This window comes from Micromonospora radicis (assembly GCF_003583405.1).
Lineage (GTDB): Bacteria > Actinomycetota > Actinomycetes > Mycobacteriales > Micromonosporaceae > Micromonospora > Micromonospora radicis.
In genome coordinates this window covers 78,262-103,042 of record NZ_QXEC01000006.1, presented here as the reverse complement: position 1 = coordinate 103,042, position 24,781 = coordinate 78,262, and the positions used below count along the sequence as shown (strand labels likewise).

The window sequence follows — 24,781 nt, the reverse complement described above, 5'->3', positions numbered from 1 at the left end:
GGCCAATGCGCAAGAACTTGTCGGTGAGCTACAGTGCGGCCATGCGCGCTCGCCTCTCCGACATCGCTCAGCAGGCCGACGTCAGCGAGGCCACGGTGTCGCGGGTGCTCAACGACCGCCCCGGCGTGGCACCCGAGACCCGGCAGGCCGTCCTGACCGCCCTCGACGTGCTCGGCTACGAGCGTCCCGCCCGGCTGCGCAAGCGCAGCGCCGGGCTGGTCGGTCTGGTGGTACCGGAGCTGGACAACCCGATCTTCCCGGCCTTCGCCCAGATCATCGAGTCCGCCCTGGCGCCCACCGGCTACACCCCGGTGCTGTGCACCCAGACCCCCGGCGGCGTGCGCGAGGACGAGTACGTCGAGATGCTGCTCGACCGGCAGGTCTCCGGCATCGTCTTCGTCTCCGGCCTGCACGCCGACACCGCCGCCGACCACGACCGCTACCGGACGCTGATCGCCCGGCCACTACCCATCGTCATGATCAACGGGTACGCCCCGGGCATCCCCGCGCCCTTCGTCTCCTGCGACGACCGGGAGGCCGCCGAGCTGGCCGTGGCCCATCTGGTCGCCCTGGGCCACCGGCGGATCGGCCTGATCACCGGGCCGGACCGGTTCGTCCCGGTGCAGCGCAAGGTCAACGGCTACAAGTCGGCGATGCACCGGCTCGCCGGGGTGAACGAGGACGAGCTGGCCGAGCTGACCGAACTCTCCCTGTTCGGCGTCGAGGGTGGCGAGGTCGCGGCCGGACGGCTGATCGAGCGGGGCGCGACCGGCATCGTCTGCGGCTCCGACCTGATGGCGCTCGGCGCGATCCGGGCCGCCCGGCAGCGCGGCCTGTCGGTGCCGGGCGACCTCTCCGTCGTCGGGTACGACGACTCGCCGCTGATGGCCTTCACCGATCCGCCGTTGACCACCATGCGCCAGCCGGTGGCCGCGATGGCGGTGGCCGCGGTCCGGGCCCTGGTCGACGAGATCAACGGGCACGGCGCGCCACACTCGGAGTACCTGTTCCGGCCGGAGCTGGTGGTCCGCGGCTCCACCGCCGTAGCCCCCCACCCCACCCCGCCCCCGAATCCCCGCGATCATGCACTTTCTGCGGCGACATAAGGCGTCAAGGCGGACTAAACGCCGACAGGAAGTGCAGGATCGCGGCGAGAAGACGGCTGGAGCACGCAGCCCTTGCGCAAGGAATGCTTGACTCTTGCAGCGCTCGCCCGGCATTCTGCTCAGACACCCGTCGCGTCCACCGTTGCCCACGCCGGGTGCCGCCGTCCCGCGCCACAGAACGGGGAACCACCCGATGACCGTCAGCAACCCCTCACCGCTGACCTCCGACGCCGACTGGTGGCGATCCGCCGTCGTCTACCAGGTGTACGTCCGCAGCTTCGCCGACTCCAACGGCGACGGCATCGGTGACCTCCAGGGCATCCGCGAACGGCTGCCGTACCTGCGTGAGCTGGGCGTGGACGCGCTGTGGCTGACCCCCTTCTACACCTCGCCCATGGTCGACGGCGGCTACGACGTCGCCGACTACCGGGACGTCGACCCGATGTTCGGCACCCTCGGCGACTTCGAAGCGATGATCACCGACGCCCACGCGCTCGGTCTGCGGATCATCGTCGACATCGTGCCGAACCACACCTCCGACCGGCATCCGTGGTTCCAGGCCGCGCTGGCCGCCGGCCCCGGTTCCGCCGAGCGGGAGCGCTACCTCTTCGCCGACGGCAAGGGCGAGCACGGCGAGCAGCCCCCGAACGACTGGGAGAGCATCTTCGGCGGACCGGCCTGGACCCGGGTGCCCGACGGCCAGTGGTACCTGCACCTGTTCGACCCGGCCCAGCCCGACCTGAACTGGCGCCACCCGCAGGTACGCGCCGAGTTCGAGGACGTCCTCCGGTTCTGGCTCGACCGCGGCGTCGACGGGTTCCGGATCGACGTGGCGCACGGCATGATCAAGGCCGAGGGGTTGCCGGACGTCGGTTTCAGCTCGATGACCACCGGCCGGCGCCAGTCCGAACTGCTCGGCAAGGGCCGGTTGCCCTACTTCGACCAGGACGAGGTGCACGACATCTACCGCGCCTGGCGGCCCATCCTGGACAGTTACCCCGGTGGCCGGATGGCGGTGGCCGAGGCGTGGGCCGAGACCCCGCAGCGGCTGGCCCGCTACATCGGCCCGGACGAGCTGCACCAGGCGTTCAGCTTCGACTTCCTCGACGCCACCTGGTCGGCCGACTCGTTCCGCAAGGTGGTCGACACCGCGTTGGCCGAGTCGACAATCGTCGGCGCACCGACCACCTGGGTGCTGTCCAACCACGACCGGCAGCGGCACGTGACCCGCTACGGCGACGGGGACGTGGGGCTGCGCCGGGCCCGCGCCGCCGCGCTGCTGATGCTCGCCCTGCCCGGCTGCGCCTACCTCTACCAGGGAGAGGAACTGGGCCTGCCCGAGGTGCTCGACCTCCCCGACGAGCTGCGGCAGGACCCGGCGTTCCTGCGTACCGGGGAGAGCCGGGACGGCTGCCGGGTACCCATCCCGTGGAGCGGCGACCTGGCCCCGTACGGCTTCGGTCCGGCCGGCAGCGAGCTGAGCTGGCTACCGGCCCCGACGACCTGGCGGGCCCTCTCGGTGGCCGCCCAGGCCGGCGTGCCCGGTTCGACGCTGGAGCTGTACCGCGCGGCGCTGCGGATCCGGCACCAGCACCCGGCGCTGGCCGGCACCGGCGGCATCACCTGGCAGGAGATCGGGCCCGGCCTGCTCGCCTTCAGCCGCCACGCCGACGGCAGCACGCTGACCTGCGTGGTCAACACCGGCGACAGCGCGGTCCGGGTCGACGGCCACGGTACGCCGATCGTCGCCAGCGAGGCGCTCACCGAGCAGGACGGCGGACACCTGCTCCCGGTCGACTCGGCCGCCTGGTTCGAACGGCGCTGAACGGGTAAGCCCGTCCTCAACCTGGTCGCTCGGCGTGCTCCGCGCCGCCGGGCGACTGGGGCTGACGACCCCTTGTGGTGAGGGGTGGTAGAGGTCGACTTCGTTACGGCGGAACGGACGAAACCGCACCACCGGACCCCGACGCAGCTGGTCGCCGCGAGGCTCAGCCGCCGGCCAGCTGCGCCGCGATCCGGGCGAAACCCGCACGCAGCTCGGCCACCTCCGGCACCGGCAACGGGCCGGTGGCGCGATCGTGCTCGGCCGCCTCCAGCTCCTGCTCGTCGATGATGTCCTCGAAGTCGCCGTACAGGTCGGCCCGCTCCTCCTGGACGGTCTCGTCCGCCGCGGCGAGTTGCGCGGCGGCGATCTCACCACGGATCTGCTCCACCGAGACCGCCGGCACCAACGGCTCGACCACGGCCATCAGCTGCTCGTCGGCAACCACCGCCTCGGCCAACGCCAACGCGTGCGGCCGCTCGTACGGGCCGCAGACCACCGGTTCCCACTCGTCGTCGGCGGCGAGCGGGCCGAACGTGATGATCCACGGCAGGTCGAGCAGCGGCGAGTCGTCCGGCAGGTCCAACGTCACGAGTGCGCCCACGGACCCATCATCGTCGCCGCCCGGCCACGTCGCGGCCGGTTCGGCACATCACCGCCGGTCAGCCCGCCCCGCCGGGGGCGCCCGGATCGATGTCCAACTCGGCGTCGACGGGCCGGCGCCCACTGGCCAGGTCCACCACCTGCCCGCGCCGGCTGGTCGCGGCCAACGCCGCACCGAAGAGCACCAACTGGTTGAGCAGGTACAGGTAGACCAGCAGTCCCACGGCGGTGGCCACCACCGTGTACGCCGGATTGTGCTCGACCCGCCCCACCCAGAACCGGCCGACCGTGTTGAGCAGGGTGATACCGACCGCCACCAGCACCACCACCGGCCGCAGCCGGGCCCGACTCATCCGTACCCGGGACACCACCACCAGCAGCAGGGTGGCCACGACCGCGTTGACCAGCACGCTGAGCACGGCACTTATCGTGGTCAGTCCGACCGAACCGGTGCTGCGCAGCAGGAAACGCAGCAGCGACTCCAACGCGTCGACCGCCGCCACCGAGGCGCCGAGCAGCACGAAGACCACGAGCAGCACACCGAGGTCGACCAGCCGCCGGACGACCAGGTTGCCGGGATGCTGGTCGAGGCCGTGGATCAGCCGCTGGGACGACCGGATCGCCTCCACCCACCCGATCCCGGTCAACACCAGGATGAGCAGACCGACCACACCGACCGTGCCGCTGCTCTCGGCGACCTGCGCCGGATCGAGGAACGGCAGGTTCTCCCGGAGGAACTCCTCCGCCGCCGCCCGCACCTCGTCGTTCTCGTCCAGGATCGCGCCGAAGGCCGCGTACGCCACCAGGGCCAGCGCGAAGACCGCGAAGAAGCCGTAGTAGGCGATCGCCGCGGCCAACCGGCCGCCCTGCAGTTCTGTGTAGCGGACCCCGGCCCGCCAGAGATGGTCGAACGCCGGCCAGCGGCGACGGGCGGCACCCAACCAGCGGTCGACGGCCGCCTCGACCCGCCCCAGAACGTTCACCCGGTCATCCTCGCCGTTTCCTCGTGGCCGCGCCCGGTCGGCCCGGTACGCCGGTCAGCCACCCAGCCGGAAGTCCCGGCGCGGCTGCCATCGCGTCTGTCCGCTGTGCGAGAAGAGGGTGAACGCCTCCACCTCGAACATCGCGGAGAAGTCGGCCAGGTCCTCGTACGCCTTGTCCAGCGCCTCGGGGGCGACGTCCTGCGCCACCGTGACATGCGGGTGGTACGGGAAACGCAACTCCCGGCGCAGCTGTGGGGCGGCGTTGATGGCGGCGGCCAGCAGCTCGCACTCGCTGATCCCGGCGGCGACCGCGACGAAGACCACCTGGGTCACCGGCCGGAACGTCCCGGTCCCCCGCAGGTGCAGGGTGAACGGCAGGTGGGCGGCGGCGACCCGGGCGAGGTGCCGCTCCACCGCGGGCAACGCGGACACCGGGATCTCGGTCGGCCCGAGCAGGGTCACGTGCGCCGGGACCGTGTTCGGGTCGCCCGCCTCCAGCCGCCGCCGGGTCAACGCGCCACCCCACGGCTCGGGGATGTCCACCGCGATGCCGATCTGGACGGCGTCGCCGGTCGGCGCCCCGTTCCCGTGGTCCACGCTCCGCGCCACTCCTTCGGCCACCGACCTGTCCGGACCGCCCACGCTCGCCGCGGTCGGCTACTCGCCGCGTACCGGCGGGAAGAAACCCACCCGCTCGTACGCCTTGAGCAGCGTCGGCACCGCCACCGCCCGGGCCTTCTCCGCCCCGCCGGCGAGCAGCTTGTCCAGCTGCACCGGATCGTCGAGGTAGGCACGGGTGCGTTCCTGGATCGGTGCCACGAACTCCCGGACCACCTCGGCGAGATCCTTCTTCAGGTCGCCGTAGCCCTTGCCGTCGTACGCGGCGACCAGGTCGTCGATGCCGCGCCCGCTCAACGCCGAGAAGATGGTCAGCAGGTTGGCGATGCCCGGCTTGGTCTGCTCGTCGAAGACGATCTCCCGACCGGTGTCGGTGACCGCCGAGCGGATCTTCTTGGCCGAGCGGGCCGGCTCCTCCAGCAGGTCCACGATGCCGGCCGGGGAAGACGACGACTTGGACATCTTCGCCGTCGGATCCTGCAAGTCGGTGATCTTCGCGGTGGACTTGACGATGTGCGGGGCGGGCACGGTGAACGTCGGCCCGAACAGCGAGTTGAACCGCTGCGCCAGATCCCGGGACAGTTCCAGGTGCTGCCGCTGGTCCTCACCCACCGGAACCGCGTTGGCCTGGTAGAGCAGGATGTCCGCGGCCTGCAGGATCGGGTACGTGAACAGGCCCACGCTGGCCCGTTCGTTGCCCTGCTTCTGCGACTTGTCCTTGAACTGGGTCATCCGGCTGGCCTCACCGAACCCGGTGATGCAGCCCAGCACCCAGGCCAGCTGCGCGTGCTCGGGCACCTGCGACTGCACGAACAGGGTGCAGCGCTCCGGGTCCAGCCCGACCGCGAGCAGCTGCGCGGCGGCCACCCGGCTGCGCTGGTGCAACACCTTCGGGTCGTGCCCCGCGGTGATGGCGTGCAGGTCGACCACGCAGTAGAAGGCGTCGTGCGACTCCTGCAACGCCACCCAGTGCCGCACCGCGCCCAGGTAGTTGCCGAGGTGGAACGAGTCGGCCGTCGGCTGGATGCCGGAGAAGACGCGGGGGCGGGCGGGAACGTCGGACATGCCGGCAATTCTGTCAGCATCACCCGGCGTACGTCATGACGGGCCGGCGGGTCGGGCCCGGTCGGTCGTACGGCGCTGTTCCGGCAGGCGGACGGCGGTGACCGCGAGTCGGGCCACCCGCCGTCCCTCCAGGCTCAACACCCGCAGCGCCCAACCGGGCGTCCCGGAGGGCTCGGGCACCCCGATCTCGTCACCCGGCGCCGGCAGCCGACCCAACGCGGCCATCACGAACCCACCCACCGTCTCGTACGGCCCGACGGGCAGCACCACTCCGGTGCGCTCGGCGAAGTCGGCGAGGTTGAGCCGGCCGTCCACCACCGTCGGCAGCCCCGGCTCGGGGTCGTCGGCGTACCCGTCGTGGATCTCACCGACCAGTTCCTCGATCAGATCCTCACAGGTGACGATGCCGGCCGTACCGCCGTACTCGTCCACCACCACCGCCAGGTGATGGCCCTCCCGGCGCATCTCGGTCAACGCGGCGAGCACCCGCTTACTCGCCGGCAGCCGCTTCACCTCACGGCAGAGCTGGCCGACGGTGGTGCTCCGGTCCCGGTCCGGGCCGAGCAGGACGTCCCGCAGGTGCACGACGCCGACCACGTCGTCGTGGGTGCCGTCGACCACCGGATAGCGGGTGTGGGTACCGGCCCGCACCAGCGGCTCCGCCTCGGCCAGGGTCAACGCCGCGGAGAGGAAGACCACCTCGGTACGGGGCATCATCACCTCGCGGACCAGGCTGACCCCGGCCACCAGCACCTCGTCGATGATGCGACGACCCACCGGATCCAGCACCGTGTTCGCGGCGACCAGGCTGCGCAGCTCCGCCTCGCTGATCCGCTCCCGTCCCGCCGCCGGCCCCGCCCCGAGCAGCCCGGTGACCAGCCGCGACGCGCCGTCAGCCGCCCGGACCACCACCCGGGCCACGGCTCGGGCCAGCCGCCCTGGCTCGCGGCGGGACCGCACCGACCCACGCCGCCGGGATCCGCGCCGACGCGCTGCCCGCATGACAGTGATGGTAGCCAGCGGACCCACCGTAGGGTGAGACCCGACACACGGCACGACGTCAGCGGGACCGGTAGAAGGAGACCGATGTGAAACTGCTCGTCACCGGCGGCGCCGGCTTCATCGGCAGCGTGGTGACCCGGATGTTGTTGGACGCCGGGCACGAGGTGGTCGTCCTGGACGACCTGCGCACCGGGCACCGGGAAGCGCTGGCCCCCGAGGCGACCCACGTGGCCGCGAGCATCCACGACGCCGCCCGGGTGCTCACCCCGCAGGCCGGTTTCGACGGCGTACTGCACTTCGCCGCCCTGATCGCCGCCGGTGAGTCGATGACCGCACCGGAGAAGTACTGGCACACCAACACCGTCGGGTCGCTGGCGCTGATCGACGCCGTCCGCGCGGCCGGCGTACCCCGGATGGTGTTCTCCTCCACCGCCGCCGTCTACGGCAACCCGGTCGAGCTGCCCATCCCCGAGACCGCCGTGCAGGCCCCCACCAACACGTACGGGGCGACGAAGCTCGCCGTCGACATGGCGCTCACCTCCGAGGCGGTCGGGCACGGCCTGGCCGCCGTCTCGCTGCGCTACTTCAACGTGGCCGGGGCGTACCTGCACGGCGACACCGCCCTCGGCGAACGGCACGACCCGGAGACCCACCTCATCCCCATCGCCCTCGAAGTCGCCGCCGACCAGCGGGACAAGTTGCAGCTCTTCGGCGACGACTACCCCACCCCCGACGGCACCTGCGTACGCGACTACATCCACGTCGCCGACCTGGCCCGCGCCCACCTGCTCGCCCTCGACGCGGCCACCGCCGCCCAGCACCGCGTCTACAACCTCGGCAACGGCAACGGCTTCACCAACCGGCAGGTCGTCGACGTGGTCCGCGAGGTCACCGGCCACCCGGTACCGGTCGAGGTGGCGCCCCGCCGCGAGGGCGACCCGGCCGAACTGGTCGCCTCCGCCGCGCTGGCCCGCGCCGATCTGGGCTGGGAACCCCGCAAGCCCACCCTGCACGCCATCGTCGCCGACGCCTGGTCGTTCTACCGCACCCACCGGCTGGGGCGGCCGTGACCGGCCAGTCCCGCGCGGTCTCCGACCGCGCCGCCACCGGCTTCCGGCAGGTGTACGGCCAACCACCCGCCGGCCGCTGGGCGGCGCCCGGCCGGGTCAACCTGATCGGCGAACACACCGACTACAACGACGGCTTCGTGCTGCCGTTCGCGCTGCCGCTGCGCACCGTCGCCGCCGCCGCACCCCGCCCCGGCGAGCACTGGACGGTCTGGTCCGAGCTGACCGGCGAGACGGTGGACTTCGGCGCCGACGAGATCGCCGACCCGGGCCGGGTCGGCGGCTGGGCCGGGTACGTGGCCGGGGTGGTGTGGTCGCTGCGCGAGGCGGGTCACCGGGTCACCGGCGCCCGGCTGGCGATCACCTCCGACGTCCCGCTCGGCGCCGGGCTCTCCTCCTCGGCCGCGCTGGAGGCCGCCGTGCTCGCCGCCCTAGTCGACCTCGGCGGGCTCGACCTGCCCGCCGAACACCAGCCCCGGCTGGCCCAGCGGGCCGAGAACCACTACGTGGGCGCCCCCACCGGCATCATGGACCAGTCGGCCGCCGTCCGCTGCCGTGCCGGCCACGCCCTCTTCCTCGACTGCCGCACCGAGCGGGTCGAGCACATCCCGTTCGACCTGGACGACGCCGGCCTCGCCGTGTTGGTGGTCGACAGCCGTGCCCCGCACCGGCACGCCGACGGCGAGTACGCCTCCCGCCGTGCCAGCTGCGAGAAGGCAGCGGCCCTGCTCGACGTACCCGCGCTGCGCGACGTACCGACCGAGCACCTGGACGACACGCTGGCCCGGCTGCCCGACGACGAGACCCGCCGCCGGGTCCGGCACGTGGTGACCGAGAACCAGCGCGTGCTGGACACCGTGACCCTGCTGCGCGCCGGCCGGGCCCGCCAGATCGGGCCGCTGCTCACCGCCTCCCACGCCTCCATGCGCGACGACTTCGCCATCACCGTCCCCGAGGTGGACACCGCCGTCGAGGCGGCACTCGCCGCCGGGGCGCTCGGCGCCCGGATGACCGGCGGCGGCTTCGGCGGCTGCGTACTGGCCCTGGTCGAGACGGACCGGTCCGACCAGGTGGCCGCCGCCGTCACCGCGGCGTACGCCGAACGCGGCTTCACCGCACCCACCCACACCACCGTCACCCCCGCCGACGGCGCCACCCGCCTCGACTGACGACCGCCACCATCCCTCACCCGCCCGCCCCTGCCGCCGCCGCTGGGCGCGCCGCTGGACCGGCTGGTGCGGAAGGTAGCCGTCTCCGCGGGTAGGAGACACACCTCCCCTCGCCGAACGGGGAAGTCACGCCACGACAGGCCGAGCCCCGGTCGGCAGCCGACCGGGGCTCGGTGTGGCGGGAGCAGTCAGGCGGCCTCGACGATCATGCCGGCGCCGACCGTACGGTTGGTCGCCTCGTCGATGATGACGAACCCACCCGTGGTGCGGTTGCGGCGGTACTCGTCGGCCAGCAACGGAACCGTGGTACGCAGCCGGACCCGGCCGATCTCGTTGAGCCGCAGCTCGCCCGCGGACTCGTCGCGGTGCAGCGTGTTGATGTCCAGGCGGTAGTGCAGTCCGCGGACGATCGCCCGGGCCGCGCGGGTGGTGTGCTTGATCGCGTACCTGCCGCCGACCTGCAACGGGCGGGTCTCGTCCATCCAGCAGACCATCGCCTCGATGTCCTGCGCCACCGCCGGTGCGTTGTTCGGCCGGCAGATCAGGTCGCCCCGGGAGATGTCGATCTCGTCGGTCAGGCGTACCGTCACCGACATCGGCGGGAACGCCTCCGCGACCGGCCCGTCGGCGGTCTCCACCGAGTGGATCCGGCTGGTGAAGCCGGACGGCAGCACCATCACCTCGTCCCCCGGCTTGAGCACACCGGAAGCCACCTGACCGGCGTAGCCGCGGTAGTCGGTGACCCGGGTCGACTGGGGGCGGATGACGTACTGCACCGGGAACCGGACGTCGACCAGGTTACGGTCGCTGGCGATGTGCACCCGCTCCAGGTGGTGCAGCAACGCCGGCCCCTCGTACCAGGGCATGTTCTCCGACCGGGTGACGATGTTGTCGCCCTTCAACGCGGAGATCGGCACCACGGTCAGATCCGGTACGTCGAGCTTCGCCGCGAAGGCGGTGAACTCGTCGGCGATCTGCTCGAAGACCTCCTGCGAGTAGTCGACCAGATCCATCTTGTTGACGCAGAGCACCAGGTGCGGCACCCGCAACAGGGAGCACAGGAACGCGTGCCGGCGGGACTGCTCGACCAGTCCCTTGCGGGCGTCCACCAGGATCAACGCCAGATCGGCCGTCGAGGCGCCGGTGACCATGTTCCGGGTGTACTGGATGTGCCCCGGGGTGTCGGCGATGATGAACTTGCGCCGCGGGGTGGCGAAGTAGCGGTACGCCACGTCGATGGTGATGCCCTGCTCCCGCTCGGCCCGCAGGCCGTCGGTGAGCAACGCCAGGTTGGTGTACTCGTCACCACGAGCCGCACTGACCGCCTCCACCGCGGCCAACTGGTCGGTGAAGAGCGACTTCGTGTCGTACAGCAGCCGACCGATCAGCGTCGACTTGCCGTCGTCCACGCTGCCCGCGGTGGCGAAGCGGAGCAGATCCATCGGCCGGCCCTCCGGCCCCGCCGGGCCGCTCAGCCGCCCGTCCTCGGCGCCACCCGGCGCGAGCGTCTCGATGGTCATCAGAAGTAGCCCTCCCGCTTGCGGTCCTCCATCGCAGCCTCGCTGACCCGGTCGTCACCCCGGGTCGCCCCACGCTCGGTGATCCGGGTCGCGGCGACCTCCTCGATGACCTTCTCGACCGTGTCCGCGTCCGAACGGACCGCCGCCGTGCAGGAGGCGTCACCCACCGTCCGGTACCGCACCTGGGCCTTGAACCGCTCCTCACCCGCCCGAGCCGGCAGGAACTCGTTGACCGCGTAGAGCATCCCGTCGCGTTCGACCACCTCGCGCTCGTGCGCGTAGTAGATGGACGGCAGCTCGATCCGCTCCCGGGCGATGTAGTGCCAGACATCCAACTCGGTCCAGTTGGACAACGGGAAGACCCGGATCGACTCGCCCGGATGGTGCCGCCCGTTGTAGAGCGCCCACAGCTCCGGCCGCTGGTTCTTCGGATCCCACTGGCCGAACTCGTCGCGGAAGCTGAACATCCGCTCCTTGGCGCGGGCCTTCTCCTCGTCCCGCCGGGCCCCACCGAAGAGCGCGTCGAACCGGTGCTTCTCCACTGCCTCCAGCAGCACCGGCGTCTGGATCCGGTTGCGCATCCCGTCGGCCGACTCCCGGACCAGGCCGCTGGCCAATGCCTCCGGCACGCTGGCCACCACCAGGTGCAGGCCCAACTCGGCGACCCGCCGGTCCCGGTACTCCAGCACCTCGGGGAAGTTGTGGCCGGTGTCCACGTGCATCACCGGGAACGGGATGTGCGCCGGAGCGAACGCCTTCTGCGCCAACCGGAGCATGACGATCGAGTCCTTGCCGCCGGAGAAGAGCAGCACCGGTCGTTCCATCTCGGCGACGACCTCACGCATCACGAAGATGCTCTCCGCTTCCAACGCGTCGAGGTGGGTCACCTGGTACGCCGCCGGTGCGGTCATGACACCGGCTCGATTCGCTCGCTCATCGGCTTTCCAGACCTTTCCGGTCGGGGATGTCAGAAAGTAGCGCCAGGCTACCCGCAATGCCGGTGCAGCGCCGCAAGTAACCGGCTGGCGAGATCCCTGCGGCACACCAGCAGATCAGGCAGACGCGGATCCGCCTCGTTGTATTTCAGCGCAGATCCATCGATCCGGGAAGCGTGCAGTCCGGTGGCCGTCGCCACAGCCACCGGCGCCGCCGAGTCCCACTCGTACTGCCCGCCCGCGTGGATGTACGCGTCCACCTCGCCGGTCACCACCGCGGCGATCTTCGCCCCGGCCGATCCCATCGGCACCAGATCCGCCCCGACCTCCGCCGCGAGGCCGGTCAGGAACGCCGGTGGCCGACTCCGACTGGCCGCCAACCGCAGCCGCCCGGCGTCACCGGCGCCCGCCTGCGACGACATCGGCGGGTAGCCGGGCGGATCGTCCGTGGCCAACACCCGATGCTGTGCCGGCAATCCGACAGCACCGGCGACCAGCCCGTGCGAACTCGACGCGGTACGCGCCCAGAGCGCCACGTGCACCGCCCAGTCCGCCCGCCCCGACTCGCTGAACTCCCGCGTACCGTCCAGCGGGTCGATGATCCACACCCGGTCCGCGGTCAACCGAGACACCGCCGCCGCCGGCAGGTCACCCGCGACCGCCCGCCGGGCCCCCTCGTCCTCCTCGGAGAGCACCGCGTCACCCGGGCGCCACCGCGCCAACTCCGCCCGGATCAGATCGTGCGAGACCTTGTCCCCCGCCGACTTCAACGCAGCCGGATCGTCGAACCCCAACTCGGCCCGCAAACCGACAAGCGCCGCACCCGCCCGGCCCGCCAACCAGCGGGCGAACTCCGCATCGGCCATCGGAGGACTGCCCATGCTCCACGCTCCCGTCGCCGCCGAACCCGCAGACTACCGACCCGCCACCCGGACCGCCGCCCTCAGCCGCCGTGGTACAGGTTCTGCGTCGGCTCCACACCCTTGGTGATCACGGACTCCACCACGTCCGCGGCCCGATCCACCAGGAAGTCCAACTCCTTGCGCTCCGCCGCGCCGAAATCCGACAGCACGTAGTCCGCCGGATCCTGCCGTCCCGGCGGACGACCGATCCCGAACCGCACCCGCACATAGTCCTTCGTGCCCAGCGACTTCGACATCGACCGCAGACCGTTGTGCCCGCCCTCGCCGCCGCCGAACTTCACCCGCACCTGACCGAAGTCGATGTCCAGCTCGTCGTGCACCGCGATCACCTGGACCGGCGGCACGTTGAAGAACTGGGCCAGGCTGGCCACCGGCCCGCCGGAAAGGTTCATGTACGTCAACGGCTTGAGCAGCACCAACTTCGGCCCGCCGAACCCGAGCCGCCCCTCCGCGACCTCCGCCATCGCCCGCTTGTACCGGCCGAACTTCGCATCCAGCCGCCCCGCCAGCAGGTCCGCCACCATGAAACCGACGTTGTGCCGGTTGGCCGCGTACTCCCGGCCCGGGTTACCCAGGCCGACCACCAGCCACGGCCCGGTCTCGTCCGTCACCGTCCGTCCCCTCCGTCATCCACCCCGCCGCCGGCCGGCGGCCGACCCCGATACGCCGACAGGCGCCCCCGCAGCACGGGGACGCCTGTCGCACAGCCTACGAAGCCGATCAGGCCTCGGTCTTCGCCTCGGCAGTCTCCTCGCCACCCGCGGCAGCCGGCTCGCCGGCCTCGGCGCCCTCGGACGACTCGGCGGTCTCCTCGCCGACCCCGGCCTCGACCTCGGCGTCGGCCACCTCGACCTCGGGCAGCGTCGCCTCCAACTGCTCGGCGGTCGGCGCGGCGGTGACCGTCGCGACCGGCAGCTCCGGGTCGGCGGCCAGCTCGACGCCGCTCGGCAGAGCGACATCGGCGGCGGTGACCTGCACACCCGGCTCGGCGCCCTCGATCGACGCCTCCAGGTGATCCGGCACCTTGGTCGCCTCGGCGGTCACCGAGAGGGTCGAGTGGTCGTGCACGATCAGCGTGTCCTTCGCCGCCTCACCGGTCAGCTCGACCGGCACCTCGACGGTGACCTTCTCGCCCCGACGCACCAGCAGCAGGTCGACGTGCTCGAAGGTGTCCTTGATCGGGTCACGCTGGATCGCCTTCGGCAGTGCCAGCGCCTGAGTGCCGTCGCTGACCTCGATCGCGAAGAGCTGGTTCGCACCACCCTTACGGATCGCCGCGGCGAACTCACGAGCCGGCAACGCGATGTGCTTGGGCTTCTCGCCATGGCCGTACAGCACGGCGGGCACCTTGCCGGCCCGGCGGGTACGACGGGCACCACCCTTGCCGAACTCGGTACGGGGCTCGGCGCTGATCTTTACCTCGGACACGGGGAAACTCCTGATGCTTCGCTACGGCAGCTTGTCGTCTGGCGGTGCTGGGCGGGGGGCTCGCTGGGGCTCATGCGTCGAACGACTGCCCGGAGCACCGCGTCGATCACGGTGCCTCCGTGCGGCGCTTCTCAGCGGCCCGCAGGGCACCCTCGCCGTGGCAACCGCACCAGTCTACCCGAGCGGATTCCCGAACCTCCGGCAGTCCCCGTACCACCGTCACCGGCCCGCCCGCAGCGCCCCCGCAAACGGACAAACCGTACGGGCCGGCCCAGCCGGCCGACCCGTCCGCACAGCTCAGATCAGCTCAGACCACCGAAGAGCGTGGTCACCGAACCGTCGTCGAACACCTCACGGATGGCCCGCGCCAACAACGGCGCGATCGACAACACCGTCAGCTTGTCCAGCTGCTTCTCCGGCGGCAGCGGCAGCGTGTTGGTCACCACGACCTCGCTGATCGGGCTGTTCTTCAACCGCTCCGTCGCCGGATCCGACAGCAACGCGTGCGTGGACGCCACGATCACGTCCGCCGCACCGGAGTCCTTCAGGATGTCCGCCGCCTTGCAGATCGTGCCCCCCGTGTCGATCATGTCGTCCACGATCAGGCAGACCCGGTCCTCGACCTCGCCGACCACCCGGTTCGCCACCACCTGGTTCGGCTTCAGCGGATCCCGGGTCTTGTGGATGAACGCCAACGGGCAACCGCCCAGCCGGTCGGTCCACCGCTCCGCCACCCGCACCCGACCCGAGTCCGGCGCGACCACCGTCATCGGCCGACCCGCGTACCGGCGCTCCACGTACTCGGCCAGGATGTCCATCGCGAAGAGGTGATCCACGGGGCCGTCGAAGAAGCCCTGGATCTGCGCGGTGTGCAGATCCACGGTGAGGATCCGGTTCGCCCCCGCCGTCTTCAACAGGTCCGCGACCAGCCGCGCCGAGATCGGCTCCCGGCCCCGGTGCTTCTTGTCCTGCCGCGAGTACGGGTAGAACGGCAGCACCACGGTGATCCGCTTCGCCGAACCACGCTTCAGCGCGTCGACCATGATCAGGGTCTCCATGACCCAGGTGTTCACTCCGTGCGTGACGGACTGCACCACGAAGGCGTCCGAACCACGTACCGAGTCCTTGAACCGTACGAAGATCTCGCCGTTGGCGAACTCGTACGCGTCGGCCGGCGTCGGCGCGACGCCGAGCACCTCACCGATCTCCTTGGCCAACTCCGGAAAGCCACGTCCGGAGAAGAGCATCAGGCTCTTGCGGTTTTCGGCGACGATGCTGCCCATGGGCCCGTCTGCTCCCGTTTGGTCGGCGGTACCCGGCCTGCGGTGGTGGTCGGCCGGGGACTATTCGGTTGCAGTATCTCCCGCCTGGGTCACCACGCCCACTCACTCGCCAGCGCCGTGGATTGCCTCACCTTCACTTGCGGGCGGCACCTGCGAAGACGCACCCTGCACGGCCCGCTCGGCCGCCTCCGCCGCCGCCGTACCCGGCCGCCGCTTGCGCACCCAGCCCTCGATGTTGCGCTGCCGCGCCCGAGCCACGCCCATCGCACCCGCCGGCACATCCTCGATGATCACCGAACCGGCCGCCGTGTACGCCCCGTCGCCCACCTCCACCGGTGCCACGAACATGTTGTCCGCGCCGGTCCGGGCGTGGCTGCCGATCACCGTGCGGTGCTTCTTGACCCCGTCGTAGTTCACGAACACCGACGCCGCACCGATGTTGCTCTGCTCGCCGATCGTCGCGTCACCCACGTACGTCAGGTGCGGCACCTTCGAGCCGGCGCCGATCTCCGAGTTCTTCACCTCGACGAAGGTGCCGACCTTCGCCTTCTCGGCCAGCCGCGCGGCCGGCCGCAGGTACGCGTACGGCCCGACGCTGGCGCCCGGACCGATCTCCGCACCGACCGCGTGGCTGCGCAGCACCGTCGCGCCGGCACCGACCACGGTGTCGACCAGCGTCACGTCCGGACCCACCAGCGCGCCGCTACCGACCACCGAACCGCCGCACAGCTGGGTGTTCTGGTCCACCACCGCGTCCCGGTCCAGCGCCACCGTCACGTCGATCCACGTCGTCTCCGGGTCGAGCAGGCTCACCCCGGCACGCATCCAGCCCGCGTTGACCCGGTCCCGCAGCATCCGCCGCAGCGCCGCCAACTCCACCCGGTCGTTGCAGCCGAGCGTCTCGGTGTGGTCGGCCGCCAGGTGCACCGCCACCGGCTCCCCGGCCGAGACCAGCAGCCCGAACACGTCGGTCAGGTACTCCTCGCCCTGGTCGTTGTCGGTGGAGAGCTTGCCGAGCACATCCCGCAACCGGCCCAGGTCGAACGCGTAGATGCCCGCGTTGATCTCCCGCACCGCCAGCTGGGCCGGGGTGGCGTCACGCTGCTCGACGATCTGCTCCAGGCGACCCGCGGCGTCCCGCACGATCCGGCCGAGGCCGGTCGGGTCCGGCACCTCGGCGGCCAGCACGGTGGCCGCCGCGCGCTCACCCTCGTGCGCCGCCACCAGCGCGGTGACCGTCTCCGGCCGTAGCAGCGGCACGTCGCCGTTGAGCACGACGACGGTGCCGGTGGCCTCCGGCGCCGCCTCCAGCGCGATCCGTACCGCGTGACCGGTGCCGAGCTGCTCGGCCTGGTGCACCGCGACGGCCTCCGGTGCCACCTCGGCCAGCTGCGCCCGGACCTGGTCCGCGCCGTGCCCCACGACCACCATCGTCCGCTGCGCCGCCAGCGGCTCGGCCGCGCTCAACACGTGCCCGAGCAGCGTCCGGCCGAGCAGCGGATGCAGCACCTTCGGCAGGGAGGACTTCATCCGCTTGCCCTCGCCGGCGGCGAGCACGACGACGGTGCGGGAAAGGGGCTCGGACACGACGTGGCTCCCGTCGGGACGCGGACAGTCTCGCGGCCATGCTAACCAGACAATCCGCCGCAGATGAGCGGAAGCTCCCGGGAGAGGATTCGAACCCCTATAATCAGGACCAAAACCTGACGTCCTGCCATTAGACGACCCGGGACGGCCTAAAACGGACGAAAGCTATTGCTAGCCGGACCCCTACACCTTAGCGCCCCGAGCCCTGGGCACCATCGCTCACTCCCTTCATGATCCCTCGATCTCGACGTCGGCAGTCTCGTGAATCGCCACTCGGTACCGCAGGGCGCCGCGATGCTCACCCAGCGCTTCGGCGAACCGCAGGAAGAGTTCGATCAGCGCCGGGTCGCTGTTCACGAACCGTGGTCTTCGAGCGGGCGCGGCGGCGCGTAGCTCCACCGTCTCGGCACGCAGGTCGTCCTTGGCGTTGGGGCGTCGGGTCCGGGCGGGCGGTGGGAGGCCGCGCAGCAACTCGTACACCCGGTTGCGGCCGAGGCTGGCGCGGGCCTGGATCTCGCGGACGGAGAGCTGCTCCTCGGTGCGCAGGCGGCGCACCTCGGCCGCGGGATCGGTCATGCGGTGCAGGGCGGGGCCGGGGTGGGACGCTGCGGCCATCCGTTGCGGTCGCTGCCTGGTGTGATCTTCCGAGGGCTAAGTTACGGTGACGTAGGCGTAGTTTCGCGATCTCCACCGTCCCCCTGCGAGGTGCCATGTCCACCGCCCTTCTCGATTCCCACAGCAGCGGTCCGAAGCCCCTCACCCAGGGCGCCCAGTCGCGCGGCATCCTGGTCGCGCTGTGGGCGTTCGTGGTGATCCCGTTCGCGGCGTTGATCGCCGCCGTGCCGGTGGCCTGGGGCGGCTGGCTCAGCTGGGTCGACGTGGGTGTCGCCGCGTTCTGGTACGTGCTGTCCGGCCTGGGTATCACCGTCGGCTACCACCGTTACTTCACGCATGGGTCGTTCAAGGCGAAGCGGTGGCTGCGGGTGGCGCTGGCCGCGTCCGGGTCACTGGCGGTGCAGGGCGAGATCATCCAGTGGGTCGCGGACCACCGCCGCCACCACGCGTTCTCCGATCTGGAGGGCGACCCGCACTCGCCGTGGCGGTTCGGCGCGACCCTGCGCGGGCTGACCAAGGGGCTGTTCCACGCGCACATCGGCTGGTTGTTCGGCCGGGAGCTGTCCAACCGGGAGCGCTTCGCGCCCGATCTGCTCAACGACCGGGACATCCGGCGGATGGACCGCTTCTTCCCGGTACTGGTGATCGTCTCGGTGCTCGGCCCGGCGCTGATGGGCGGGCTGTTGACCTGGTCCTGGCAGGGCGCGCTGACCGCGTTGTTCTGGGGCGGGCTGGTCCGCATCTCGCTGCTGCACCACGTCACCTGGTCGATCAACTCGGTGTGCCACGTGTACGGTGAGCGGCCGTTCATGATGCGGCACGGTGACCGGGCGTCGAACTTCTGGCCGCTGGCGCTGGTGTCGTTCGGGGAGAGCTGGCACAACCTGCACCACGCCGATCCGACGAGCGCCCGGCACGGGGTGCTGCGGGGTCAGATCGACATCTCGGCGCGGGTGATCTGGCTGTTCGAGAAGTTCGGTGCGGCGTCGGATGTGCGGTGGCCGAGGCCGGAGCGGATCGCGGCGAAGCTGGTCAAGCCGTCGGACCGGGCCGCGTAGCGGTGACCGGACGGCCAATCGGCAAGTTACCTGGCAGTATGTTCGGGTGACCGGGCAGAACGCAGGCAACATCCCACGACAGGGCGTCACCGAGCGCCAGCGAGGTGACGAGATGGCCGAGGTTCCCACCGACGAGGTGAGCAAGCGCCGGCGGCCGGTACGCGCCGCGGCGGGCAAGTCGACCTCGCGGGTACGCATGTCGGCGGCGCAGCGTCGTGAGCAGCTCATCTCGATCGGCCGGCAGATCTTCGCCGAGCGTGGTTTCGACGCCACCTCCATCGAGGAGGTGGCGTCCCGCGCGAAGGTGTCCAAGCCGGTGGTGTACGAGCACTTCGGCGGCAAGGAGGGCCTCTACGCGGTGGTGGTGGACCGCGAGGTCCGGTCGCTGCTGGATCGGATCACCACGGCGCTGACGGCCGGCGATCCGCGGGAGTTGCTGGAGCAGGCGGCGTTGGCGCTGCTCGGGTACATCGAAGAGGAGACGAGCGGGTTCCGGGTGTTGGTGCGCGAGTCGCCGTTGCTCTCCGCGACCGGCAACTTCAGCAGCGTGATGAACGATGTCGCGCACCAGGTGGAGCACATCCTGGGTGCGGAGTTCTCCAGCCGGGGGTACGACGCGAAGCTGGCCGAGTTGTACGCGCAGGCGCTGGTGGGCATGGTCGCGTTGACCGGCCGTTGGTGGTTGGAGGTGCGTAAGCCGCGCAAGGAGACGGTGGCGGCGCATCTGGTCAACCTGTCGTGGAACGGGTTGTCGCACCTGGAGGCGAAGCCGGGGTTGATCAGCGCAAGCCGGTGAGCGGTCGACGGGCGGTCAGTGGTGGCGGTGGATCTCGGCGACGGGGTGGTAGCGGCGGTTGCGTTCGGCCTCGGCGTGTTCGGGCGGGCCGACCCGGTCGTACAGGCCGGTGCCGAGTAGCACCAGGCCGAAGAGCATCGACACGACCACCGTCGACATGGAGAAGTTCAGGAAGTTGGCGGGGGTTTGCAGCACCGACATCATCAGGATGCTGGTGACCAGGAAGACGACGCCGGCGGTCAGGTTCATGTAGTGGCCGAGGTTGCCGCGTCGGGACGCGCCGATGATGAGCACGATTCCGAAGATCACGGAGACGAGCGAGAAGGCCAGGTTGGTCCGGAGTCCGAGGGCCCAGTTGCCGTCCCGGCCGAACAGCGGGCCGCCCCAGGTCAGTGCGGTGCCCCAGACGCCGAAGACCAGGATGTACAGCCCGATGAGGCCGGAGAGCACCCGGTAGATCGGCCGGGCGGGGTGGTTGACCGGAAAGTGCGGCACGTGCGTCCTCCACGCGAAGACAACAATCCGGACAATTGTCGCCCATGGGTGGTACTCGTGCCGGTCGAACCCGGGATGCAACCACCCCGACCGGAAACGGACGAAACTCAGAGTACGAGTCGGGCCTTCTGCCACGCCTCGTGCTCGTCGTCGCTGCCGACCTTGCCGTACATGCCGGCCATCAGCAGCATCAGGCTGAGGAGCATGAGTACGACGACCGTGCTGACGCTGAAGTTGAAGATGTTGGCCTCGGTGCGGAGGAAGGCGAGCCCGGCCAGGCTGACCACCATGATCAGGTACGCGCTCCACTGGTTGATCAGCACGTCGAGGTTGCGACCGATCGCGGTACCGGCCAGCACGATGGCGCCGATCACGATGCTGAACAGGGAGAAGCCGAGGTTGGTGCCCTGTCCCAGCGCCTGGGTGTCGCCCTGGCCGAAGAAGGGGCCGCCGCTGCTGGCGAAGAAGCCCAGCAGACCGAAGACCACCAGGTACAGACCGATCAGCCCGCCGATCGCCCGGTAGATCGGCCGTGCGGGGTGGTTGACGGGGGTGTGGGCCATGTCGGTGTCTCCAACGCCGTTGGGTGTGGGTCGCCGGTGATTCTCCCGTACCCCGGGTTGTGACGCCGCACACGGGGTGCCGGGGGCGGTGGGCCTGCTCGCCGCCGGGCCGGTTCAGCTCGCCGGGATCTCCTCGGCGAGGGCGAGCCACGCCTGTTCGAGCTGGTCACGTTCGGCGCGCACCTCGTTGAGTTGGGCATCCAACTCGGCGACCCTGGTGTAGTCGGTGGCGTTCGCGGCGAGTTGGTCGAGCAGCGTCGCTTCCTTCTGCTCCAGCTTGCCGACCTGCCGTTCCAGCCGGCTGAGTTCCTTGCGGGCCTGCCGTGCCTCGGCGGCGCTCATCCCGGTGCCGCCAGTGGTGGTATAGGTGCTGGTGGGCGTCGCGCTCCGACCGGGTCCGGGGCGTTGGGCGGTGCGGGCCAGGTACTCCTCGACCCCACCCGGCAGGTGCACGAGCCGACCGTCGCCGAACATCCCGTACGCGGTGTCGGCCACCCGTTCGATGAGGTAGCGGTCGTGGCTGGCCACCACGATGGTGCCGGGCCAGGAGTCGAGCAGATCCTCCAGCGCGGCCAGGGTGTCGGTGTCGAGGTCGTTGGTGGGTTCGTCGAGCAGCAGCACGTTCGGTTCACCGGCGAGCAGACGCAGCATCTGCAGCCGGCGGCGTTCGCCACCGGAGAGGTCGCCGACCGGCGTCCAGAGCCGCCGGTCGTCGAAGCCGAACACCTCGGCGAGTTGGGCGGCGGAGATCTCCCGGTCGCCGAGGCGTACCCGCCGGGCGACCTCCTCGACGGCTTCGAGGACCCGCAGCTCGCCGGGGAGTTCCCGCAGTTCCTGGGAGAGGAAGGCGGGCCGGACGGTGGAGCCGGTGACCAGTCGACCGCCGTCGGCGTGGGTGATGCCGGCGAGCATCCGCAGCAGGGTGGTCTTGCCGGCGCCGTTGGCACCGAGGATGGCGACCCGGTCGCCGGGGCCGACCTGCCAGGTGGTGTCTTCGAGGATGGTCTTGGGGCCGGCGTGCAGCCGGACGTATTCCAGGTCGTACACCTGCTTGCCGAGCCGGGCGGTGGCCAGCCGTTGCAGCGAGGTGGTGTCGCGCGGCGGCGGTACGTCGGCGATGAGGGCGTTGGCGGCGTCGATGCGGAACTTGGGCTTGGAGGTCCGCGCCGGGGCGCCCCGGCGCAGCCAGGCGATCTCCTTGCGGAGCAGGTTCTGCCGGCGGGCCTCGGTGGCGGCGGCGATGCGTTCGCGTTCGACGCGGGCGAGGGTCCACGCGGCGTAGCCGCCCTCGTAGGCCCGTACGGTCTGGTCGGCGACCTCCCAGGTGGTGGTGCAGACCGCGTCGAGGAACCAACGGTCGTGGGTGACCACCACCAGGGCGCCCTTGCGGCCGAGCAGGTGGTGGGCCAGCCAGTCGACGCCGCCGACGTCGAGGTGGTTGGTGGGCTCGTCGAGGATGAGCAGGTCTGCTTCGCGGACCAGCAGGGCGGCGAGCGCCACCCGGCGGCGCTCGCCGCCGGACATCGGCCCGACCGGGGCGTCGAGGCCGAGGTGGGGCATGCCGAGGCCGTCGAGGATGGCGCGTACGCCGGCATCGCCGGCCCATTCGTGTTCGGCGCCCATGCTCTCGGCGAGCCATTCGGTGCCGAGGACCACGTCGCGGACGGTGGCTTCAGGGCTGAGGGTGAGGTTCTGCGGCAGCCAGGCGACCCGCAGGTCACGGCGGTGGGTGACGCGGCCGTCGTCGGGTTCCTCGGCGCGGGTGAGCAGGCGCAGCAGGGTCGACTTGCCGGCGCCGTTGAGCCCGACGACGCCGATCCGGTCGGCGTCGTCGAGGCCGAGTGAGACGTCGGTGAGCAGCGGCCCGGCAGCGCCGTAGCCCTTGGACACCCGGTCCAGGTTGACGATGTTGGCCACGAACCCACCTCTCATGATCAAGGCGTCCCGGTGCCGGCGGGCACCTGGGGACGCCTGGCCCTAGGGTACGCGGACCGCTGGGCGCTCCCGCGCACGTCCGGGGCTGCGCGGACGCGTAAGCCCCCGGCCGGTCGGGCCGACGGCTTACGTCGCCTCGTGCTCAAGCGGCCGGGCTTGGGGTCCGAGTGGCCGGAAGCAGATCCGTGGGCAGACATGATTTCAGGGTGAAATTTTGATTTCACCCTGAAATCAGCGTCCTGAAGACGACCGTCCCGAGCCCGCGGACGTCATCACCGAGGCTCGGGTCAGGTGACGCGGGCGCCGTGGACCGGGCCGTGGGCGACGCGGGCTTGGCGGCACACCCCGGCGGCCTCCAGCTCGGTGGCGACGCGTTGGGCGTCGGCGGCGTCGGCGGTGAGGAAGACGCAGGTGGGGCCGGAGCCGGAGACGATGCCGGCCAGCGCTCCGGCTGCCTCACCGGCCTTGAGGGTGGTGGCGAGGGCCGGACGCATGGACAGCGCGGCGTCCTGCAGGTCGTTGCCGAGGGTCGGGGCGAGTATCCGCGGGTCACGCTGCCGCAGCGCGGCGAGCAGCGTGTCGGTGCTGCCGAGCGGCGGACCCGCGGCGCCGGTCTCGCGGAGCCGGTCGAGTTCGCGGTACGCCTGCGGGGTGGACAGGCCGCCGTCGGCGATGGCGACGACCCAGTGCCAGGAGGTGGGGCGGGCCAGGACCGGGCTGACCGCCTCACCGCGCCCGGTGCCCAGGGCGGTGCCGCCGTGGATCAGGAACGGCACGTCCGAGCCGAGGTCGGCGGCGATGCCGGCCAGTTCCTCGCGGGAGAGTCCGGTGCCCCACAGGGTGTCGCAGGCGACCAGCGCGGCGGCCGCGTCGGCGCTGCCACCGGCGAGGCCACCGGCGAGCGGGATCTGCTTGCGCAGATGCAGCCGGGCGTGCGGCAGTACGCCGGCGTATCCGGCGAGCGCGTGGGCGGCCCGGATGACCAGGTTGGAGTCGTCCAGGGCGAGTTCCCCGGTGCCTTCGCCCTCCATGGTCAGGGTGAGGGTGTCCCCACGCCGCGCGGTCAGCTCGTCGTAGATGGAGATCGCGTGGTAGACGGTGTTGAGTTCGTGGTAGCCGTCCCGGCGCAGCGGGCCGACTCCCAGGTGCAGGTTGACCTTGGCGGGCACCCGTACGCGGACCGGTCCGCTGGCCCCGCGCCGTTCCTCGTCGTCCGGTCGCCAGGCCTCGGTCACCGGGTGAGATCCCGAACTCGCGGCCGGATGTCGAACGACTTCTCCACGATCAGCTCCTCGGCGATGTCAGGCGGCCGGTACCGGCGTCAGCCTACTGCGCGACGGGCGGACGGCTCGGGGCCGACGCGGCGACGGCGGTGAACTGCTCGACGGTGAGTGACTCGCCGCGTGCACCGGGGTCGACCCCGGCGGCGGTCAGCGCATCGGCGGCCCGGTCGGCTCCCCCGGCCCAGCCGGCGAGGGCGGCCCGCAGCGTCTTGCGGCGCTGCGCGAAGGCCGCGTCGACCACGGCGAAGACCTGGGCGCGGGTCACGTCGGCGCGGGGCGGCTCGCGGCGGGTGAACGCGACCAGCCCGGAGTCGACGTTGGGTACCGGCCAGAACACGTTCGGCGGCACCTTGCCGGCGGCGCGGGCGTGCGCGTACCAGGCGAGCTTGACCGACGGGATGCCGTACACCTTGGAGCCGGGTCCGGCGACGAGCCGGTCGGCGACCTCCTTCTGCACCATGACCAGCCCGGTCCGGAGGGTGGGCAGTTCGGCGAGCAGGTGCAGCACCACCGGTACGGCGACGTTGTAGGGCAGGTTCGCCACCAGGGCGGTGGGGGCCGGGTCGGTCAGGTCGGCGGCGGTGATCCGCAGCGCGTCGGCGTGGTGCACGGTGAGCCGGGCGGCGTCGGGGCCGGCGTGCCGGGCGGCGGTGTCGGGCAGCGCGCCGGCCAACGTCGGGTCGATCTCGACGGCGTGCACGTGCGCGGCGGCGGGCAGCAGCGCCAGGGTGAGCGAGCCGAGTCCCGGCCCGACCTCCAGGGCCACGTCGTCGGGGGTGAGCCCGGCGGTGGTGACGATCCGGCGCACGGTGTTCGGGTCGTGCACGAAGTTCTGGCCGAGCTTCTTCGTGGGGGCGACGCCGAGGCGGGCGGCGAGTTCCCGGATCTCCGCCGGGCCGAGCAGGTCTGCGGCCATAACGTGACA

Annotated in this window: 24 protein-coding genes and 1 tRNA gene; 6 read left to right on the top strand and 19 right to left on the bottom strand. The window is 71.3% G+C overall.

Features of this window, described 5'->3' with window-relative positions:
- Positions 1-41: 41 nt before the first annotated feature.
- Together D2L64_RS08765 and D2L64_RS08760 are read left to right on the top strand one after the other, a co-directional pair.
- The gene (locus D2L64_RS08765; protein ID WP_199714476.1) at positions 42-1,106 is read left to right on the top strand and encodes a LacI family DNA-binding transcriptional regulator; all 1,065 of its coding nucleotides are present in this window, start codon (positions 42-44) and stop codon (positions 1,104-1,106) included.
- 193 nt (positions 1,107-1,299) lie between these two features.
- Entirely contained in the window at positions 1,300-2,931 is a 1,632-nt protein-coding gene (locus D2L64_RS08760; protein WP_119574216.1) for a glycoside hydrolase family 13 protein, read from the top strand.
- 163 nt (positions 2,932-3,094) lie between these two features.
- Here D2L64_RS08760 and D2L64_RS08755 read toward each other — a convergent pair whose 3' ends face one another.
- The 5 genes from D2L64_RS08755 to D2L64_RS08735 are packed head-to-tail and all read right to left on the bottom strand — an operon-like array spanning position 3,095 to position 7,199.
- Positions 3,095-3,532 carry a hypothetical protein gene (locus D2L64_RS08755; RefSeq protein WP_119574215.1) on the bottom strand — a complete coding sequence of 146 codons (438 nt, stop codon included), beginning with the start codon at positions 3,530-3,532 and terminating at the stop codon, positions 3,095-3,097.
- A 58-nt stretch (positions 3,533-3,590) separates the two neighbouring features.
- On the bottom strand, positions 3,591-4,514 hold the full coding sequence (locus D2L64_RS08750; protein WP_119574214.1) for a YihY/virulence factor BrkB family protein: 924 nt from the start codon (positions 4,512-4,514) through the stop codon (positions 3,591-3,593).
- 54 nt (positions 4,515-4,568) lie between these two features.
- Positions 4,569-5,156: a 2'-5' RNA ligase family protein gene (locus D2L64_RS08745; RefSeq protein ID WP_119574213.1), complete on the bottom strand. Its 588-nt coding sequence runs from the start codon at positions 5,154-5,156 to the stop codon at positions 4,569-4,571.
- Positions 5,157-5,171: 15 nt separating this feature from the next.
- Entirely contained in the window at positions 5,172-6,197 is a 1,026-nt protein-coding gene (gene trpS, locus D2L64_RS08740; RefSeq protein ID WP_119574212.1) for a tryptophan--tRNA ligase, read from the bottom strand.
- Between the two features lie 33 nt (positions 6,198-6,230).
- Entirely contained in the window at positions 6,231-7,199 is a 969-nt protein-coding gene (locus tag D2L64_RS08735; protein ID WP_119574211.1) for a hemolysin family protein, read from the bottom strand.
- An 86-nt stretch (positions 7,200-7,285) separates the two neighbouring features.
- Between D2L64_RS08735 and galE the strand changes: the two genes are divergently transcribed.
- A complete protein-coding gene (gene galE / locus D2L64_RS08730) occupies positions 7,286-8,269 on the top strand; it encodes a UDP-glucose 4-epimerase GalE (RefSeq protein WP_119574210.1) in 984 nt (327 codons plus the stop codon).
- Positions 8,266-9,435: a galactokinase gene (galK, locus tag D2L64_RS08725; protein ID WP_119574209.1), complete on the top strand. Its 1,170-nt coding sequence runs from the start codon at positions 8,266-8,268 to the stop codon at positions 9,433-9,435. Before galE ends, galK begins: the two co-directional genes overlap by 4 nt.
- Positions 9,436-9,623: 188 nt before the next feature.
- Here galK and cysN read toward each other — a convergent pair whose 3' ends face one another.
- From cysN to D2L64_RS08680, 9 genes are all read right to left on the bottom strand, one after another.
- The gene (gene cysN, locus D2L64_RS08720; protein WP_119574208.1) at positions 9,624-10,955 is read right to left on the bottom strand and encodes a sulfate adenylyltransferase subunit CysN; all 1,332 of its coding nucleotides are present in this window, start codon (positions 10,953-10,955) and stop codon (positions 9,624-9,626) included.
- Positions 10,955-11,866 carry a sulfate adenylyltransferase subunit CysD gene (gene cysD / locus D2L64_RS08715; protein ID WP_119574207.1) on the bottom strand — a complete coding sequence of 304 codons (912 nt, stop codon included), beginning with the start codon at positions 11,864-11,866 and terminating at the stop codon, positions 10,955-10,957. Before cysD ends, cysN begins: the two co-directional genes overlap by 1 nt.
- A gap of 74 nt (positions 11,867-11,940) precedes the next feature.
- The gene (locus D2L64_RS08710; RefSeq protein WP_119574206.1) at positions 11,941-12,771 is read right to left on the bottom strand and encodes an inositol monophosphatase family protein; all 831 of its coding nucleotides are present in this window, start codon (positions 12,769-12,771) and stop codon (positions 11,941-11,943) included.
- 62 nt (positions 12,772-12,833) lie between these two features.
- Positions 12,834-13,424, bottom strand: coding sequence for an aminoacyl-tRNA hydrolase (gene pth, locus D2L64_RS08705; RefSeq protein WP_119574205.1), 591 nt, complete (start codon positions 13,422-13,424; stop codon positions 12,834-12,836).
- Between the two features lie 109 nt (positions 13,425-13,533).
- Entirely contained in the window at positions 13,534-14,241 is a 708-nt protein-coding gene (locus D2L64_RS08700) for a 50S ribosomal protein L25/general stress protein Ctc (protein WP_119574204.1), read from the bottom strand.
- Between the two features lie 302 nt (positions 14,242-14,543).
- Positions 14,544-15,524: a ribose-phosphate diphosphokinase gene (locus D2L64_RS08695; RefSeq protein ID WP_119574203.1), complete on the bottom strand. Its 981-nt coding sequence runs from the start codon at positions 15,522-15,524 to the stop codon at positions 14,544-14,546.
- Positions 15,525-15,626: 102 nt separating this feature from the next.
- The gene (glmU, locus tag D2L64_RS08690) at positions 15,627-17,111 is read right to left on the bottom strand and encodes a bifunctional UDP-N-acetylglucosamine diphosphorylase/glucosamine-1-phosphate N-acetyltransferase GlmU (protein ID WP_119574202.1); all 1,485 of its coding nucleotides are present in this window, start codon (positions 17,109-17,111) and stop codon (positions 15,627-15,629) included.
- Between the two features lie 74 nt (positions 17,112-17,185).
- A tRNA-Gln gene (locus D2L64_RS08685) sits at positions 17,186-17,256 on the bottom strand.
- Between the two features lie 83 nt (positions 17,257-17,339).
- A complete protein-coding gene (locus tag D2L64_RS08680; RefSeq protein WP_199714474.1) occupies positions 17,340-17,687 on the bottom strand; it encodes a hypothetical protein in 348 nt (115 codons plus the stop codon).
- 134 nt (positions 17,688-17,821) lie between these two features.
- Here D2L64_RS08680 and D2L64_RS08675 point away from each other — a divergent pair, with 134 nt between their 5' ends.
- Together D2L64_RS08675 and D2L64_RS08670 are read left to right on the top strand one after the other, a co-directional pair.
- Positions 17,822-18,784 carry an acyl-CoA desaturase gene (locus tag D2L64_RS08675; RefSeq protein WP_119574201.1) on the top strand — a complete coding sequence of 321 codons (963 nt, stop codon included), beginning with the start codon at positions 17,822-17,824 and terminating at the stop codon, positions 18,782-18,784.
- A gap of 112 nt (positions 18,785-18,896) precedes the next feature.
- Positions 18,897-19,580, top strand: a complete 684-nt coding sequence (locus tag D2L64_RS08670; RefSeq protein WP_119574200.1) for a TetR/AcrR family transcriptional regulator — start codon at positions 18,897-18,899, stop codon at positions 19,578-19,580.
- 15 nt (positions 19,581-19,595) lie between these two features.
- Here the strand turns inward: D2L64_RS08670 and D2L64_RS08665 are convergent, their stop codons facing one another.
- The 5 genes from D2L64_RS08665 to rsmA form a co-directional block, all read right to left on the bottom strand.
- Complete coding sequence (locus tag D2L64_RS08665; protein WP_119574199.1) at positions 19,596-20,075, bottom strand: DUF4383 domain-containing protein; 480 nt, start codon at positions 20,073-20,075, stop codon at positions 19,596-19,598.
- A 107-nt stretch (positions 20,076-20,182) separates the two neighbouring features.
- The gene (locus D2L64_RS08660) at positions 20,183-20,638 is read right to left on the bottom strand and encodes a DUF4383 domain-containing protein (RefSeq protein ID WP_119574198.1); all 456 of its coding nucleotides are present in this window, start codon (positions 20,636-20,638) and stop codon (positions 20,183-20,185) included.
- A 114-nt stretch (positions 20,639-20,752) separates the two neighbouring features.
- A complete protein-coding gene (locus D2L64_RS08655; protein ID WP_119574197.1) occupies positions 20,753-22,555 on the bottom strand; it encodes an ABC-F family ATP-binding cassette domain-containing protein in 1,803 nt (600 codons plus the stop codon).
- 305 nt (positions 22,556-22,860) lie between these two features.
- Positions 22,861-23,808: a 4-(cytidine 5'-diphospho)-2-C-methyl-D-erythritol kinase gene (locus D2L64_RS08650; protein WP_119574196.1), complete on the bottom strand. Its 948-nt coding sequence runs from the start codon at positions 23,806-23,808 to the stop codon at positions 22,861-22,863.
- A gap of 91 nt (positions 23,809-23,899) precedes the next feature.
- Complete coding sequence (rsmA, locus tag D2L64_RS08645; RefSeq protein ID WP_119574195.1) at positions 23,900-24,772, bottom strand: 16S rRNA (adenine(1518)-N(6)/adenine(1519)-N(6))-dimethyltransferase RsmA; 873 nt, start codon at positions 24,770-24,772, stop codon at positions 23,900-23,902.
- Positions 24,773-24,781: the final 9 nt, after the last annotated feature.